Here is a 16,517-nt window from a genome sequence, read left to right on the forward strand (position 1 = left end):
ATGAATGCTCAATACACAGTAGGACAATATTTAGCAGATAGATTAGAGCAGTTGGGTTTAGGCCATTTATTTTCTATCGCGGGTGACTACACAATCAATTGGATTAACAATTATATTGAGCCTAGCTCAATTGAGTTAATTGAAGAAGTTAACGAATTAAACGCAGGTTATGCCGCTGATGCATACGCAAGATATAAAGGCATAGCTGCTATGTGTTTTACCTATTCCGCCGGTACTTTAAGTGCGGTAAATGCGGTTGCTGGGGCTTATGTCGAACGCGCGCCTGTGGTGCTGATAAACGGTTCACCTAACATTAAGCAACGACTAACCTTTCAAAAAACAGGTTTTGTTTCGCACCATATGATTAATGGTGAAACAGACTTGAACATTTATAAAAATATTACAGCCGCCGCAATTAAAATTGATAATCCCGATTTAGCGCCTAATTTAATCGATTATGCGCTCACTCAATGTATTACCGAAAAGCGTCCAATTTATATTGAATTGCTGGATGACATGGTTGATCAAACTTGTAGTGCGCCAGTCGGTAAATTACAGCCAGCTAGAGTGATGTCAGATCCTGCTGGTTTGTTAGCATCAGTGCAAACCATCAAACAAAAACTTGAAAGCGCACAAAAGCCAATTATTTGGATAGGTGCTGAAGTAGACCGTATGGGTTTGCATGTGCAAGTTGAACAGCTGATTAAAAAGTTAAAATTGCCTTATGTCACCGAATTAATTAGCAAAGCGCTGTTGTCTGAAAACGATGCGTTATTTGCAGGTGTATACGATGGCCAAGCATCATCAGCCGCAACGCAAAAATTAGTCGCAGAATCTGATTTTATTTTAGCTTTGGGCGTGTGGTTATCTGATATTAATTCATTAGGTGGCAGCATAGACTACGACAAAATGGCGCTAGTGGCTGGTGATATAGTTAAATACGGCAGTTATTTTGTACCTCAAGTTTCGTTGGGACAGTTTATTGATGAAGTGAATAATCAAGCAATAAGCTGTGCGACGCCAGACTGTTTGCCAACGGATGAAGCTCCAGCTGCCTTAAACCCAACGGATGCGATAAGTTATCAAGGTTTGTATGAATTTATTCAAAATAAACAATACATTACCGATTCAACTTTAGTAGGCAGTGATGCAAGCTTAAATTATTTTGGCAGCATTTTGCTTAAAGTGGGTGCTCCTAGAGGTTTTTTGGCACAACCAACTTATTCGGCAATTGGTTATATAGGCCCAGCCGCAACCGGCATGAGCTTAGCTAAACAAGACCACCAAAGAGTGATGGTATTTTCCGGTGACGGTGGTTTTCAAATGAGTCCACAATGTTTATCAACCCAAACTCGTTTTGGTTTAAATCCGATTATTTTTGTAGTGGATAATGGTGTTTATGGTGTTGAACAGTGGCTGTACGATGCTGAAGTATTTTCGAGTGAACGAGAATTTTTCGATTCTTGTGTATTACATAGATGGGATTACGCCAAATTAGCAGAAGTGTTTGGTTGTAAAGCTTGGGTAGCCAATACCTACGCCGAGTTAGAAACTGCAGTGTTAGGCGCGTTAGAAAATTCCAACAGTCCATCACTTATTCAAGTTAAAGTTCCGCAAAAATCATTGCCGGATAATGCTAGGTGGAAAGAAAAATAATTTTCCACTTGTGTTTAAGTTAAGAGTTAGCACAATGGTTAACTCTTAACTTTTCTGCATGAGCAGTGTTATGCATATTATTAAATTTGCTTTCGGCGAATGTTTTTTAGGCCAAGTTTTAGTGGCAAGTACAGATAAAGGCATTTGTGCAATTGCTATTGGTGATGAATCAGCACAACTATTAGCCGACTTGTCTGCAAATTTCCCGAAGGCTCAATTGAAGGCTGATGAGTCAGTATCTGCTGTTGCAGAAAAAGTTGTAGCCTTTATCAATAATCCGCAAATTAACTTCTCCTTGGCGCTAGATATTCGCGGCACTCAATTTCAAACTCAGGTTTGGCAATTTTTACAACAAATACCAGTCGGTCAAACAATGAGTTATGCTGAAATTGCTAAGCAGATTTCCTCGCCAACTGCAGCAAGGGCTGTCGCTCGTGCTTGTGCAACCAATAAACTCGCCGTAGTTATTCCATGTCATAGAGTTATTCGCGGAGATGGGAGTTTGTCTGGATACCGCTGGGGTTTAACACGAAAAAGTCAGCTGTTGGCAAAAGAAAAGTTATTGGCAAAGTAAGCTTTTATCACTTTATCACTAGACACCAACAAGCACGACTTTTGTTAATCAATAAAAACCTATCGAGTGAAGTCAGCTTCAAGCTCTAAATAGGTATTGTCGGTTTGTGGCCAACCGGCTTTGTCTGGACTTTGATAGAAGTGGTGAATATATTTTTGTCTAAATTCGTTAAATATTTCACCTGTTACATGCGCTGAAAATGCTGCGGCGTTAGCATATCTTTCGTAAAAAATTACTTCTGTTTGCAACTGGTTTGGGATGTTTTTCGCCGGTGGATTTAATGGCTGGTTGTCACTATCCAATGGCGGTTTTGCCGTTATATGAACATTGTAAGAAAGTGTCTCTGGTTCTTTCTGTTCAACTTGAATGGTTAATTCTTTTAACGCTTGAACGAGTTCGTCGGTACAGCCATTTTTTAGTTTCCATCGAGAGATGAGTGCAATCATATCTAGCTCCATTAGTTTGGTTATGCATTGGGATTTTTCCGTGCTGTTTCAGTATATAAGCTAAATTCGGGATAACAAGCTAGACCATCTAAAGCTTTATAGCTGCAATGTCTTTGCTTGTTCGATTAACTCTGGATTGCTCAATTGACTATCCAATAAATACACTTGCACACTATGCGGTGTTAATTCAAATTGCCAGTTTGCTTGTTTGGATAAATCAACTTGTTTGCCAGTAAACGCATTTTGCCAAGAGGCTAAGTTTTGCAACTTATCTAATTTCACTTGTTTGGCCTCGTCACTTTTATTCAGCAATACTAACGCAGTTTGGTTTTTACCTTGGTGTTGGTAAATGCGGTAAAACGCAGCTGTATCTTGATTAAATTGTAAGTTCAGCTGCAAGCCTCGCTGCAACGCAATTGAGTTTTTACGCACATGCGCAATGGTTTTTAGCTGTTGTGCGATAGGGTGAGTTTTGGCTTTTTCTATATTTTGTTGGCCGAGATAATTACGGTTGCCTTGGTGTTCGGCTTTACCTGTCATAAAGTTAATTTCAGAGCCGTAATAAATAACCGGAATACCGCGGCTGGTGAATAACCAGTTGTTTGCATCAATAAAACCATTGTCATCTGCATTCATTCGCGCCATGTCATGGTTGTCGTAAAAGGTCATTAGTTCGTATGGGTTTTGGTAAATGCCGTCAGTTAAATGTAAGTAACTTAAAATGTCGGCGTAACTTGCATCTTTATTCTCAAAAACTTGAGTGATAGCGGCGCGACCAGGGAAATCTAATACGCTTACCCCGCCATTTTCAGGGCGAGTATGTTGAGCGATAAAGTTAGCGTCATAGTTATAACTTTCGCCAAACATAAACATATCTGGGTAATGTTGGCGAATTTTTTTACTCACTTGATACCAAAAATGATGTGGCATTTCGCGAATGGTGTCTATGCGAATTGCATCAACACCTTGTTCAATCCAATACAGATACGCATCGGTTAAATATTCAAACGCAGCTTGGTTATTTTCGTCAATATCCGATAACTGAGCGAGCCCTGTGTGAGTGTTGTAGAACTGATGTAGTGGATTGGTTTTATCTAATTTGCTTGGGTGGATGTTTTGATGATCGGCCAATAACTTGCCATTTCTATCGTAAATTTTGCCAAACTGCGGCATTTCTTCAACCATTGAGTATGCAGGTGAACCATGGTTACCCACTATATCTAAGACAAACTTTAAGTTGTGCTGTTTAAGCCCTGCTGAAAACTGTTTGAAAGATAAATCGTTTGAAACTAAATGTTCATCGGCTTGATAAAAATTATGCGCCCAATAGCCGTGATAACCGGTTTTGCCGCCATCTTTATAACCACCATCAAAAGTAATGGTTTCGCCACCGTTAAATGCGTAATCCGGGTTATCCCAAATAGGCGTTAACCACACTGAAGTGAAACCTAAATCAGCAATATATGCGGCGTTGTTTAATACACCTTTAAAATCGCCACCTAAATAACCAACGTTAGCACTTTGGCCATTTGGCCCAGGCAATTCGCGGTTAAATGTGCCCCAACTGCCGTCACCCCAATCTTTACCTTGTTGAGGAAAGTTATTCGTTTTATCACCATCTACAAAACGGTCGGTTAATGCAAAATATACTGCTTCTTGAGCAAAAGGTTCGAGCGTGCCATATAAGCTGGTGGAGGTATTTTCTGCGGTGTTTGTTTGCGTGCTTGAACAAGCATTAACTAATGCAAGTGCGCATGCACTTGCAAGTAAAGTGAGTTTTAATTTCATCTGTGTGCCTAATGATTATTGGTTTTATTCAATACAGAGCAAAGTATTGAATTAATGTTTACCAATAACCATTAACTAAACTCGCAGACGGCTTTTAAAAAGTCTCATTTATAAATTGCTATTAATACTATCTAACAATAGCTGTGCTTTGTTTGAGTGTTCAGATTGTTGCTGCGATAGAATAAAACCTAATTCATCTTTCGCTTCGCTGACTAAACCTAAGTCGGCTAAACATTTTGCTATGTGGTAGCGTAAATCTAGGTCATTCGGCATTTTCACAAAAGCTTTACGTAAGTAGCCGAGTGCTTCAGTGCTTTGCCCTTTCTGCGCTAACAATACACCATAGGTTTTTTGGATATGCTGATCTTGCTTATCCAACTCTATCGCTTGGCGTATATAGAGCTGACTTTTATCTATATCAAGCTGCATATAAATATTGGCTAGGCGATTTAACAAAGCTGCTCTATTTGGGTTAGATGGATGCTGCAATAATTTTTCATACTGCTGCGCCGCTAACGACCAATGTTGATTGTAGTAATAATATTGCGCTAATAAGTTAATAGGGAAATAACGCTGTGGGTGTTGCTCAATTAGTTGCTGGACTTGTTGGGTAAATATTTTTTCATCTAAACCGAAACGAGTTAAATTGTATAACTTAGCTAGAGCGAGCTCTAATGTATCGTCTAATGATAAGGCTCTTTTGTAGCTGAAAGCCGCATTCACAATTTCGCCTTTTTGTTCATACATTCTGCCAGCTAAAATATATAAACTGGCCGAGTTTGCATTTAGCTTTAATTGTTTGTTGATCTCAGTTTCTGCTTTGGCGGTTTGATTGCCATTGAGCAAGAGTTCAATCAGTTGACTAGTCACTTTTGCATGATTCGGTTGCAGTTCGAGTATTCTGCGTAAGCTGTTTTCAGCTGCGACTATATCTTGTTGTGATAAATACAACTGGCTTAGTGCTAACAATAAAATAGGGTCGTCATTCGCGCTAGTAGCTAGCATTTTGCTATCCAAAGCGCTACTTTTTTCATTGCCGACGGCTAAATATAGGTAAGCTCGCTGTAATAAATATTTAGGCTCTGCGGCGGTAATAGAAACCAGTTTATCGAGTGTTTTTATAGCGTCATTCAGTTGTTTCTGTGCCAGATAAATTCCGAACATACCGTCAAGTGCGCTAATGTTTTCTGGCTCTAGCGTTAACACGGCCAAATAACGTTCAATAGCTTGTTGGTAATTACCTGCTTTTACATCAATTTCTGCGAGTAGAGTTAAAGTTGGTTGATGCAAAGGTTGTTGTTGGTGAATACGCTCTAGTTCTTTTAATGCCTGCTCAAATTTATTTTGCTGATAATAAATACTCGCCAGATTAAAGCGTGCGCTAATTGATTCAGCGTTCAAAGTTAAAGTTTGTTGGGTTATTTGAGTTGCTTCAACTAGCGCTCTTTGTTGTATCAGTATTGCTGCTTTAGTTGTTAAATAATCTTCATTATTGCTCGCGTGTACCAATAATTGGTTGATGCTTTTAAGTGCTACGTCCAAACGTTTTGCTTGTAAATTTAATACACTGTGAATAAACAACAAATGACTATTGGTGTGTTTCTCGACTAATGTATCTAACATAGATAACGCCAACTCGGTTTGTTGGCGAGCGAGTAATATTTTAATTTCCAGCAGTTGCACATCTATCTGCTCTGGGTGATGTTGTTGTAAATCTTCCAGCAGAACTAATGCTTTAAAGGTTTTGCCTGAATTTAGATATTGTTCACCAAGCAATACAATAAAACTTGGATACTGTAACAAGGATTTTTGATGCAGCTCCATTAAGTCGACTGCATCTTTATTTTGTTTCAATGCAAGTTGTGTGCGAGCTAGCAGCATAACCGCTTGCATATCTTGTGGTTTTTGCTCTGTCAGTACTCTGAAATCCCGTAAGGCTTGCTGATACTTATTTTGGGTAAAAGACAATAAACCGCGTAACAATAATAAGGTTGGCTCTTCATCTATTATTTCATCCGGCAATACATACACATGCTCTGCCAATTGTTGTAATTGCTCCAACGCTTGCTGTGATTTTTCAGCAGACGCATGTGTTAGTTGGCTATTAACTAAAATAGCGAAAGGATCTTGCGGTGAGAGTTGTAAAATTTGCTCAATAACTAAACTAGCATTGTTGGTATCATTTTTTGCTAAATAAACATCAGCTAAAGTTTTTAACAAGCTTAGTTGCTTTGGGGCGATAGATTTTGCCGCTAGTAGTTGCTCAAGCGCTTTTTCGTGTAAACCCGCTTGTTTATTGAGCAAAGCCATCAAATGCAGTGTTGCTACATTGTTCGGCGCTTTTTCGAGTGCTTGCGTTAGATATTCACCTGCTTTGGCATAGTCTTGTTGCAAATAGGCGATATTGGCTAAGCCGTTAAGCTGTTCTACTGGGTTGTTTGTTAGCTTAGTTAACTGCAAATAACTCTGTTTGGCACAATCATAGTCCGGCAGTTTTAAACACGCATTTACGCGCACATACTGCCAATCCACTTGTTGTTTATGGCTTAGCGAAGATGGTGGTTTAAACTCAACAATTTGTTGGTATTGCTTGAGCCTAGTTAATACTTGTGCCCAGCTATCAATATACAAACTGAAGTCGACGCCACTGTTAATTATTTGCTCAAAGTAGCTATTGGCCGTTTGGTATTCGCCTATTTGGGTTAACACTTGCGCCATTAGTGTTTGTGCGGGCAAATTGGTTGAGTCTTGCTGTAGAACATTTTTAATATGGATTATTGATTCATCGTAATTTTTTTGTTGGTAGGCTGAGCGCGCTTTTTCGTAGCTGAGTTGAATGCTTGTTTGGGCAAAAGTGCAATAAGGCAAAATAAGGGCAACAAGTGCAAGGGATTTCAGCCACATATATGAATTTCCTGAATTTCTTTTTTGTGAGCGCATAAAATAAAAAGGCGGTAAAAACCGCCTTAATATATTATAAATTTTTGCTTAAATTCAAATGATTGAATGGTTTAAGCCTTTTGTAGGCGTTTGCGTGCCATCAACAAACCAAAAGCAATGAGTAACAGAGTTATCATTGGAGGCTCTGGTACTTCTTGAGCCGGTTCTGGTGGTGTATAAGCGAAAAGTTTGTTGTGTATTTCTACTGAACCAGAATAAGACAATGCAGCTACACCGCCGTCAATAGAACCAGTTGAACCAGAGATATCTGCGTAAGGCGCAAGAATAGAACCATTCCAACCGTCGCCACTAAAAGTTAATTCTGTCGCTTCGTAAAAGTTCCATAAAACCATAGAAGCGAGTTCTTTGGTGAAATTACCTTGAGCTTTAGAGGAAATATTGAGCGAGCCTGTACCCGCAACGTTGATCACAACCGGGATTGTAGGGGTTGAGCTAAAATCAAATCCACCAGATAAAATATCGCTGCTGCTGATGTTATACACTGACAACTCGTCTGTCGCGCTAGCGCCTGAGACAAATTTCTTTTGGTTAAAATCTGAGGTGTCAAAGGTACTATTTGCAGCTAACGATTGGTAATACTGACTTTGTGCAATGACTTTATCGTACAAGGCATCAAATTCAGATTGTAAAGCGGCTTGGTCTTGCTGTGTTGATGTTCCGCCAGAACCGTTATTGATTAAATTGGTGCTGCCAATATTGCCGCCATAAACTATGTTGTGACCGTTTTCTGCTTTGACGTCATTGGCGCTAATGTCACCAACAACAGTTACAGCATCTACTTTTGGATCTGTCGCAAGTTTGCTACCAACGTCTAAAGAGCGGCCGGACATATTAATGTCACCACCAATAAAGATTTTCCCTTCAATATCACTTGAAGTGGATAGATCATTTTTCAGAATCAGGTTGTAAGTATCGACAGTTGAAGCCGAAACTGAATATGTATGCAGCGCAGTTAATAAAACAACAGATATTGCGGTTGTCCATTTCATAACGGTTTTATCCAATTGGAATTATTAAGTTTTTTATTGTTAAGCCTAAAAGCAAGAAGTAAGCCATTGTTTAAGTTGTTGTTCTGGTTGGGGTTTTAATGAGCGCTGGTTATTTGCTGTAAAATAGTCTGACAATGTTTTCATCAGTACAGAAACATGCTTTTAACACTTTGATTACAGTAGGTGTTTGGCGACTTTAAACTGTCATATTAACGTGCTATTAATGCCGCTTCTTCAGCATGTGCAGTGACTATGAAAAACCAGCAAGCCATATTTGAACAAGCTGCCGAGTGGGCGGAAATAGCAGATGAGTTAACTGAGCAACAGCAACAACAGCTGCAGTTGTGGTTAGCGGCTGATCCTGCACATCAGCAAGCTTACGATAAATGTATGGCTATTTGGCAATCAGCTGAATTGGCCGATGCGCTGCAAAGTTTGCCGAATCAAAACACAAAAAAACAAGCGGATAAAGCAAGCTTCACTTTTACAAAAAAGCACTTACTGGGTAGCTGTTGTTTCGCCCTGTTAGCTTTGTGTGCCAGTATCTTTACTTTAAAAAACACTCCTGAAATGGCATCTATTGTCGCTGCCACACCAACTGATGCACACAATCAAACTCAACAAATTAATTTGCCAGATGGCTCTGTCATGACCTTAGCCGGTGAAACGCAACTGACTTTTAATCAGCAGCAACAGGTGCGCAGCGTTACCTTGAATAAAGGAGAATCTTTATTTTCGGTTGAGCATATTGCCGATGACCAACCTTTTTATGTACATGCTGGTGATGTGCAGGTACAGGTAACAGGTACAACTTTTTCGGTGGATAAAAACGACTACTCAACGCAAATTATTGTGGTTGAAGGTAGTGTGGTGGTAAGTGCCAACCAACAGCAACTTGTGTTAACAGCAGGGCAAAGTGTTGAAGTGATTAAAGGCAAGATGGCCGATAAAATTATTTATCCAGCAGCTTTTAACCATCATTTACAAGCTAATTGGTTAGATGCACAACAGATGAGTTTAGGGGCTGTTATCGCCAAGTTAGATAGAAAGTTAACCGAACAAATTAGTTTAGAAGATCCAAATTTAATGGCTATGCCAATTAATGGCCGTTTTGACTTAAATCAGCCCAAACAGACGTTAAAAATGTTGGCTTTGGCTAGCAATTTGCGTCTTGCTGAATATCCGGGTCATATTCTTATCCGTCGTAATTAATTATTATGCGCGCTGTCGTAAGGTTTCATCCACTCTGTTTGTTGCTTTGCTGTGTTCTGTTGTTTTGTGCTGGCATTAACTTTAGTTGGGCGACGAGCAAAGTTACCGCAGACAACTTATTTACAAGCTTAAGGCTAGTATCTCAGCATAGCCAAATACCGATTTTTTTTAGCCCAGATGTCACTAATGTTGCAGGTGAATTTAGCTTTGTAGCTGATGATAACTTAGCACTAAGTTTAACTTCTGTTGTGGCGCAGCTTGCGCAAACTTACCAAGTTAAAGTTGAGCTTATTGAAGGTTCTATTTTAGTTGCAAATATAGCGGAAACTCCATTTTCGTCTGACTCCCCAATAATTGAAAAACCTGCCGTTAAGCCAACCAATAACAAGCCAATTGCCGAAGAAGTGATAGTGAGTGCACCAGCGTTACAAACGCGAATCAACAGGGGTTATCAAAGTTATGACAATGCGGCTTCTAACCAAGGTGTGCGAGTCGAAAGTTTAAATGTTATGAATGCTGCGAGCTATCCGGTTAATAATTTAGCTGAGTCGTTATTAACTGTGCCTGGTATTGCTGCGAGTTTTGATGGGGGAGAAGGACGGCAAATTGCGTTACGTGGTTTAGGCGGCGATTTTGTCCATATTTCACTCAATGGTATGCAAACTTTAGCTGTGCATGGCTCAAGCTTAGATTCGCGTGAACAAAATGAACGCGCGCTTGCGTTCGACTTTAATTTATTGCCAACTGCGTTGTTCGAACAAATAAACATCAGCCGAGATTATGCTGTGACTCAAGATAGCGGCGGTATTGCCGCCAACATCAATTTGTTGTCGAGTATCAGTGATGAAGTTTTGGTTGATGGTTGGCAATTTAATGCTTTTGTTGAAAATAACTACCATCAATTAGCCGACAAAACAGGCACAAGTTTAGCATTTGATTGGCAAGCTAAATTTAGCAATTGGTTTTATGCGTTTTCGGCAAGTTATAAACAAAAACACACTCAAGAGCAGGGTTTTAATACCTACAGGTGGCGAAATATCAATATAGCTGATACAGATATCAGCCAGCTGCCAATCGCGCCTCAGCAGTTATTACAACAGCAACAAGTGTATTTTCCGCGAGGTAACAGATATTCAGTTTGGCATAACCAAATTGAACAAGCAGGGCTCACTGCAGCGCTGCATTATTTATCGCCGCAACTGCAGCATAAATTTGATTTGGTGATAAGCCAATTGTCGAATCAAAAATCAGAAGAGCATTTAGCCACTCGGGGTATTGGCAGCACAGCTTTAGCTAGAGTGGATGAGACAAATCAACAAGCTTCTACATTGTTGGACTTGCAGTTAGATGAATTTAACTTTGTTGAATACGCTAGGGTTGCACATGCGCAGCTTGCTAGTGAGAGTCGTCAGCTGAAAAAAGACAGCCGTTTTAATCAGCTGACTTGGGCCGGTGAGTGGCAGCCCAAGCGACAATTAACCTTTCACTGGTTGGCGGGGACTGCACAAAATACCCTTAACATACCGCACGATGAGAAAGTTTATTTAAAAACTTATGCCGATTTAGTCAGCGACTATCGCTATAACACAGATTATCCACGTAATACTTATTTTGCTGATTTAACTCAACCGCAGTTGTGGCAGTTAGATGAAATTGATCTTCAATCAAGTTGGTATAAATTGACCCAACAGCAAGTTAAGCTCGCGCTAGATTATCAACAACAAGAGCATAAATGGACGTTTGCCACCCAGCTTAAAAATTTTGTCGACGACAGGCATATTTATCAGCAAGACGACTTATTTAAAAGCGAATTTGCACTGGGGTTGATAGATAACCAGTTAACCGAGGCATATTACCGAATTGCCAATCAGCACAAACAGCTTGCATGGGCAGGGGTAAATAACACTGAAATTAAAGCCGATTTATTAGCTGAGCATAATTGGACGGATAAGGATTTAAACCGAACGCAAAGCTACAAGTTAAAGCGCGAACAAGTCGCAAGCTGGTTAGCATATCAGCATCAGCAAGATGATCTGACGGTAAATATAGCCGCGCGCTACGAACAGTTAACCACTCAAATTACTGATGTTGACAATAAGGCGAATACACCTGCGCAGCACAACTTAGTATTGCTGTCGGCAAATGCCTTGTACCAAATGCAAGAAAATTGGCAACTGCGTTTAATTGCTAGTCAAAACTATACGCCAGTGCAGACCAAATATTATGCACCGACAGCTTCGTTTATAGGTGGGATTGATGGTTATTTAATTGGTAATAGCCAATTAACTCCGTATAAATCTAACCAAGTTGCGCTGCAATCTAATGTTACTGTGGATAATGCTTATTTATCAGCTGCTATATATAACAAACGCTTGGATAACTTAATCAATTATCGACAAATTGGCGTTTATGCGGACAAAGCGCTATATCAAAGTGTTAATGCTGAACATGCTTGGTTAACCGGTGTGGATATTAGTTGGCGGCAGCTGTGGTCAGCTCAATTAAGCAGTCAAATTTCTTATAGTTTTGCCGATGCGCAGCGCACACATAAATTTGCTGAGATTACCGAGTATGCCGCGCCATTAGAGGGTTTATCCAAGCATATCCTTAGCTTCACGTTAGACTACCAACAGAAAAGTTGGGGAGTGCGCTTAGCGGCCAATTATCGCAGTGGTTATGTTGATCAAATAAAATTTGAACGCACAGCGCAAGACCAAATTGAATCCGGCTATTTAGCTTATGCACGAATTAATGCTGCGGCTTTTTACAAGGTTAGCCGTGAGTTAGAGATAAATTTTGGTGTGCAAAACTTGAGTAATCAATACTACCGCGAATACGCCGGTAAACATCAACACTTATACAATACAACCGAAACAGGTCGGCAGTTTTATCTGCGTTGGGTGTTGATGTTGAATTAATTAGCTAATGCTATTGCTAACAATTGTTGGCGAACTGTGTCGGCTTTAGCTGTCGGATGGTCGCCGCCTAAGTACATTTTAAGCTGGGCCCATAATCCCATATCGTACTGATTTGTTAAGGTGATAATGGTGATGTTTTCATTTGGTTTAATCAGTATGTCGCTTGAAAAACCGGGTAGGGCACCATTGTGCCAATAGCTAGGTGGTGTTGGATTACTGTCGATTACCCAGCCATAACCAAATTCACTTTCACTCTTGTTTGTTAGTTTATAGCGGCGAAAAATGACCTTCCAGCTGTGGTTGCTGAGCAGCTTATTGGTGTTAATCGCTTGTGCCCATTTGGCTAAGTCTTCAACTGTTGAAACCATAGCGCCAGCAGAAAACGCCACAGCGCCATTGAGATTTGCAGGGCTGCCAATTGACCCTTTAGTACCAAACACATCACCTAAGCTATTGTCCGTGCATTGGCAGATAAAACTATGCTTCATTTCAAGCGGTTGGAAGATATGCTGCTGCATAAAATTAGCGTAACTGGTGTTAGACACTTGTTCGATAATAGCGCCGAGCAAGATAAAACCTGAGTTACTGTAAGATGTTTGACCGCCGGGTTCGAACTGCAAAGGCTCTTGCGAAAAATAGCCAATTAAATCATCAAGACTCGTATTTTCATTATTCCATTGTGAGCTGTGGACAAGCCGAAGAATTTCAGCAATACCTGAGCTATGGGTTAATAAATGTTCAATACTGACATCTTGCCACAGTGGGTTTTGATACTTGCCTAAGTGTTGATTAATAGGATCTTTAACTGACAACTTACCTTGCTCTTGCAACAGCATAATTGCGGCTGCCGTAAATTGTTTGGTTAACGAGCCAATACGAAATTGCGCGTCAGTGTTCATCTGTATTTGTTTATCAACATTGGCCATGCCATAAGCTTGTTTAAAAACAGGCTGACCGTTTTTATACACAGCAGCAACGACGCCTGCTCCAGTTTTAGAAAAATTTTTTGTTAATACTTGTTCATAATTGCTGTTTATCTCGGCATGGCTGGCACAGCTGGATAATAGACAAAAACTGATAACAACAGAAAAGTATTTCAACACGATAAATTCCTTTTTAACAAAACGCAGGTCGGTGGATATAGTAACAAGTAAGCAGCGCTTTGTTTATCACAATAACTAAATCTAACCTATACTTGAGTTCATGGTGTGCTCGATATAGTTAGGTAATGTCGCATTTTATATTAAAGTTTAGCTCTTTTTTTAAGTTAACTATGTTAGCGCCAATGCTACTGACCGCAAGCATTGCCGCTGAAGTTGATTCTGTATTGATGCTAAAAAACACCAGTGGGAATACACTTTCGCACAACTACAATTCGGAGCTGTTAAAACTTGCATTGGACACCACAATTGAGCAATTTGGCGCTTATAAGCTAGATGGTACGCTACTGCCTATGACGAGAGATCGCCAGTTTGCAGAGTTAAAAAAAGGTAAGTTTATAAATGTGTTGGCTTCGCCATACAAAGAGAAATACAACAAGTTTGGTATTAGAGTACCGGTTCCATTAAAAATGGGCCTTCCTAGCTCAAGGATTTTCTTAGTAACAGAAGAAAACAAAGACATACTGAAAAATATCACAACAATTGAACAACTAAAAAAAGTTAGAACCGGCGCTCACCGGCAATGGACTACAACCAAAGTATTATATGACCAAGGTTTTAATGTGATTTTTGAAAATCAATACGAATCACTATTTAAAATGTTATCTCTGGGGCATTTCGATACCTTTAACCGTGGTATTCACGAGGTACGCTCGGAACTAGCAGAGTTTAAACCAAGCTACCCCAACCTGACTTATGATAAGCATCTTGTATTATTCTTTTATTTACCTGACTACTATTACGTATCCGAAAAAACACCAAAACTCGCAAAACGAATTGAAGCCGGACTGCGTGAATTACATAGCAGAGGCGAATTACTTAAGTTAATGCAGCGCTTTTTTGCCAGTGAATTAGACGAATTTGAACTAAATAAACGCCGTGTATTTAAAATTAAAAACACTAATTTAGCTCCAGGTTTGTATGAACACGACAAAGTTTTTTTGTTGAATTCTGAGTTGTTATAGATGTCGCGTTTCCATAGTTCGTTTGTGAGTTAACCAACTCGCGATAATCACACCTACTAAGCTGGCGATTAAATCAAGCCAATCAAATGTACGGTTATCGATAAAGAGTTGGCTGAACTCTTCTAAAATCACAAATACTGCTACCAAGATACTTGGGGCTGATATTTGCATTCTGCTTAAGTTCCAGCGTCTACTCTTGAGTAGCAATTCAGCACATATTGTGATGAGCAGAAATATCACAAAGTGACCCAGTTTATCGCCATAGGGTAAACCTGCTACTAACTGAAACGAGATTAAGTTTGCTCCACTGTTTGCGGCGGCGATCACCCAAACAATGAAGCAAATAAATGCGATGCAGAAGCCTTTAGTCCACATTGTTGAACTCAGTATTTTCTGCTGGCTTATTACTTGTACTCGTTAAGTTGTCGCTGACTTGATACCAATCAATATTACGCGTCGCAACCATTATGATGGCCAGCACAATAAATACTAATGACGCCCCCATAACCAAAGCAAAATCTTCTGCGCTAATAATCACATACAACACCGCATATAAACTGGCGATGGCTGTTGAAAAGGCACTCGCACGAACAAAACTTTTAAGGACAAAAGACAAATAAAACATCAGCAAACTGACACAAGCCATACTTGCGATTGTATAGGCTCTGATAAAGGCGATATGTTCGGATAAAGATAAAAGCAGCAGGTAAAAAATTGAAATACTCAGGCCAACTAAGGTGTATTGAATTGGATGTATTCTTAGTTGTTTAATTACTTCAAACACAAAAAAAGCGATAAAAGTTAAGCCAATAAACAGAATTCCATATTTGGTTGAGCGCTCAGACTGCAAATATACATCTACAGCCTCTATATGTTTGATCCCTAAAGCGCTGTCTAACAGCTCATCACATTTGCCGTTTTCGCAGGCATCCAGCTTGTTTTGAATATTACTGGCAAACGAGGTAACTTGCCATTGTGCTTGATATCCCGCATCTGAAATATTTAGCTTTGTTGGTAAAAACTGCCCGGTAAATTGTGGGTGTGGCCAGTTTGATTGTGCTGTGATAGCAACATTATTCCCTATAGGTACAAATGACAGTTGCTGCATGCCGCGTAGCGAAATTTCTAAGTTAAATGTTAAGTTGTTTAAATCTATTTTACTTAACTCACCAATTGGCGCGTGTAAGCCATTGTTATGCTGATTAATTCGGCTGCCTGGAACAAAATCGAAACTTTTATTGGCTAAATTGAGTTTGGGCACTGTATTAATACCACGTGGATCTGAAATCATCATAGATATGTATGCTGGAAAAAAGGTGATCTCATGTTTTTCTGAAAGATTTTTGGCTGCTAATTTTTCTTCAATCAGTTGCTGTGGAAGTTTACCCTTAATTTGAATTTTTGATGTGTAAACTGGAATTGCATAAATACCTTTGTGCCTAACATCGTCGAGCGTTTCTACGCTAATTTGTGTATCAGTCGGTTTAATAAAATATTTATCTGTGTAGCGGTAAGGCTTTTCAACGGTTTTTTCTGCGGAAGTGTCGTAGACCAGTTTAGTGCCAACAACTTCGTAAGGCATAACTAAAATTGGCCCTGTCACTTTTTGTTGACCAGTCCAGCTGTGCGCTACAGCTTGGCTTGCTTCAGCTAAATATCTTTGTCTGTCTTTAATTTGTTCATCTATCATAGTTAGCGGAATAAGCAGCACTAAACTAATAAATACGATAAAAGCTATTTTGCTCGTAAGAGTTTTAGGTATTGGTTTCATAATTCGCTCCATCAATTGTTATTGTCGATAGACTAGTGAACTTAAATGGGCGAATTATGTGTTTTGTGTGTGCTTTA

Annotated in this window: 12 protein-coding genes; 5 read left to right on the forward strand and 7 right to left on the reverse strand. The window is 39.6% G+C overall.

What is annotated here, in order from left to right:
- Positions 1 to 1,656 carry an alpha-keto acid decarboxylase family protein gene (locus WSC_RS0111415; RefSeq protein ID WP_016956061.1) on the forward strand — a complete coding sequence of 552 codons (1,656 nt, stop codon included), beginning with the start codon at positions 1 to 3 and terminating at the stop codon, positions 1,654 to 1,656.
- Positions 1,657 to 1,726: 70 nt separating this feature from the next.
- Positions 1,727 to 2,230, forward strand: a complete 504-nt coding sequence (locus WSC_RS22600) for a methylated-DNA--[protein]-cysteine S-methyltransferase (protein ID WP_016956062.1) — start codon at positions 1,727 to 1,729, stop codon at positions 2,228 to 2,230.
- Positions 2,231 to 2,289: 59 nt separating this feature from the next.
- Here the strand turns inward: WSC_RS22600 and WSC_RS0111425 are convergent, their stop codons facing one another.
- The 4 genes from WSC_RS0111425 to WSC_RS0111440 form a co-directional block, all read right to left on the reverse strand.
- The gene (locus WSC_RS0111425) at positions 2,290 to 2,676 is read right to left on the reverse strand and encodes a putative quinol monooxygenase (protein ID WP_016956063.1); all 387 of its coding nucleotides are present in this window, start codon (positions 2,674 to 2,676) and stop codon (positions 2,290 to 2,292) included.
- A 96-nt stretch (positions 2,677 to 2,772) separates the two neighbouring features.
- Positions 2,773 to 4,464 (reverse strand): alpha-amylase family glycosyl hydrolase, encoded by a 1,692-nt coding sequence (locus WSC_RS0111430; protein WP_016956064.1) that lies wholly within the window; start codon positions 4,462 to 4,464, stop codon positions 2,773 to 2,775.
- A gap of 108 nt (positions 4,465 to 4,572) precedes the next feature.
- Positions 4,573 to 7,368 (reverse strand): XrtA/PEP-CTERM system TPR-repeat protein PrsT, encoded by a 2,796-nt coding sequence (prsT, locus tag WSC_RS0111435; protein WP_016956065.1) that lies wholly within the window; start codon positions 7,366 to 7,368, stop codon positions 4,573 to 4,575.
- Between the two features lie 107 nt (positions 7,369 to 7,475).
- Positions 7,476 to 8,414 (reverse strand): choice-of-anchor A family protein, encoded by a 939-nt coding sequence (locus WSC_RS0111440; RefSeq protein ID WP_016956066.1) that lies wholly within the window; start codon positions 8,412 to 8,414, stop codon positions 7,476 to 7,478.
- Positions 8,415 to 8,666: 252 nt separating this feature from the next.
- Between WSC_RS0111440 and WSC_RS0111445 the strand changes: the two genes are divergently transcribed.
- Positions 8,667 to 9,626: a FecR family protein gene (locus WSC_RS0111445; protein WP_016956067.1), complete on the forward strand. Its 960-nt coding sequence runs from the start codon at positions 8,667 to 8,669 to the stop codon at positions 9,624 to 9,626.
- A 59-nt stretch (positions 9,627 to 9,685) separates the two neighbouring features.
- On the forward strand, positions 9,686 to 12,544 hold the full coding sequence (locus WSC_RS0111450) for a TonB-dependent receptor domain-containing protein (RefSeq protein ID WP_016956068.1): 2,859 nt from the start codon (positions 9,686 to 9,688) through the stop codon (positions 12,542 to 12,544).
- Here WSC_RS0111450 and WSC_RS22605 read toward each other — a convergent pair.
- The gene (locus WSC_RS22605; RefSeq protein WP_016956069.1) at positions 12,541 to 13,647 is read right to left on the reverse strand and encodes a serine hydrolase domain-containing protein; all 1,107 of its coding nucleotides are present in this window, start codon (positions 13,645 to 13,647) and stop codon (positions 12,541 to 12,543) included. The two genes, WSC_RS0111450 and WSC_RS22605, sit on opposite strands and share 4 nt — an antisense overlap.
- A gap of 170 nt (positions 13,648 to 13,817) precedes the next feature.
- Here WSC_RS22605 and WSC_RS0111460 point away from each other — a divergent pair, with 170 nt between their 5' ends.
- Entirely contained in the window at positions 13,818 to 14,669 is an 852-nt protein-coding gene (locus WSC_RS0111460) for a type 2 periplasmic-binding domain-containing protein (RefSeq protein ID WP_157447270.1), read from the forward strand.
- Here the strand turns inward: WSC_RS0111460 and WSC_RS25285 are convergent.
- Positions 14,664 to 15,044 (reverse strand): VanZ family protein, encoded by a 381-nt coding sequence (locus WSC_RS25285; RefSeq protein ID WP_016956071.1) that lies wholly within the window; start codon positions 15,042 to 15,044, stop codon positions 14,664 to 14,666. The two genes, WSC_RS0111460 and WSC_RS25285, sit on opposite strands and share 6 nt — an antisense overlap.
- Positions 15,034 to 16,440, reverse strand: a complete 1,407-nt coding sequence (gene creD, locus WSC_RS22610) for a cell envelope integrity protein CreD (RefSeq protein ID WP_016956072.1) — start codon at positions 16,438 to 16,440, stop codon at positions 15,034 to 15,036. Before creD ends, WSC_RS25285 begins: the two co-directional genes overlap by 11 nt.
- Between the last annotated feature and the right edge of the window lie 77 nt (positions 16,441 to 16,517).

The organism is Catenovulum agarivorans YM01 (assembly GCF_000281085.1).
Classification (GTDB): Bacteria; Pseudomonadota; Gammaproteobacteria; order Enterobacterales; family Alteromonadaceae; genus Catenovulum; species Catenovulum agarivorans.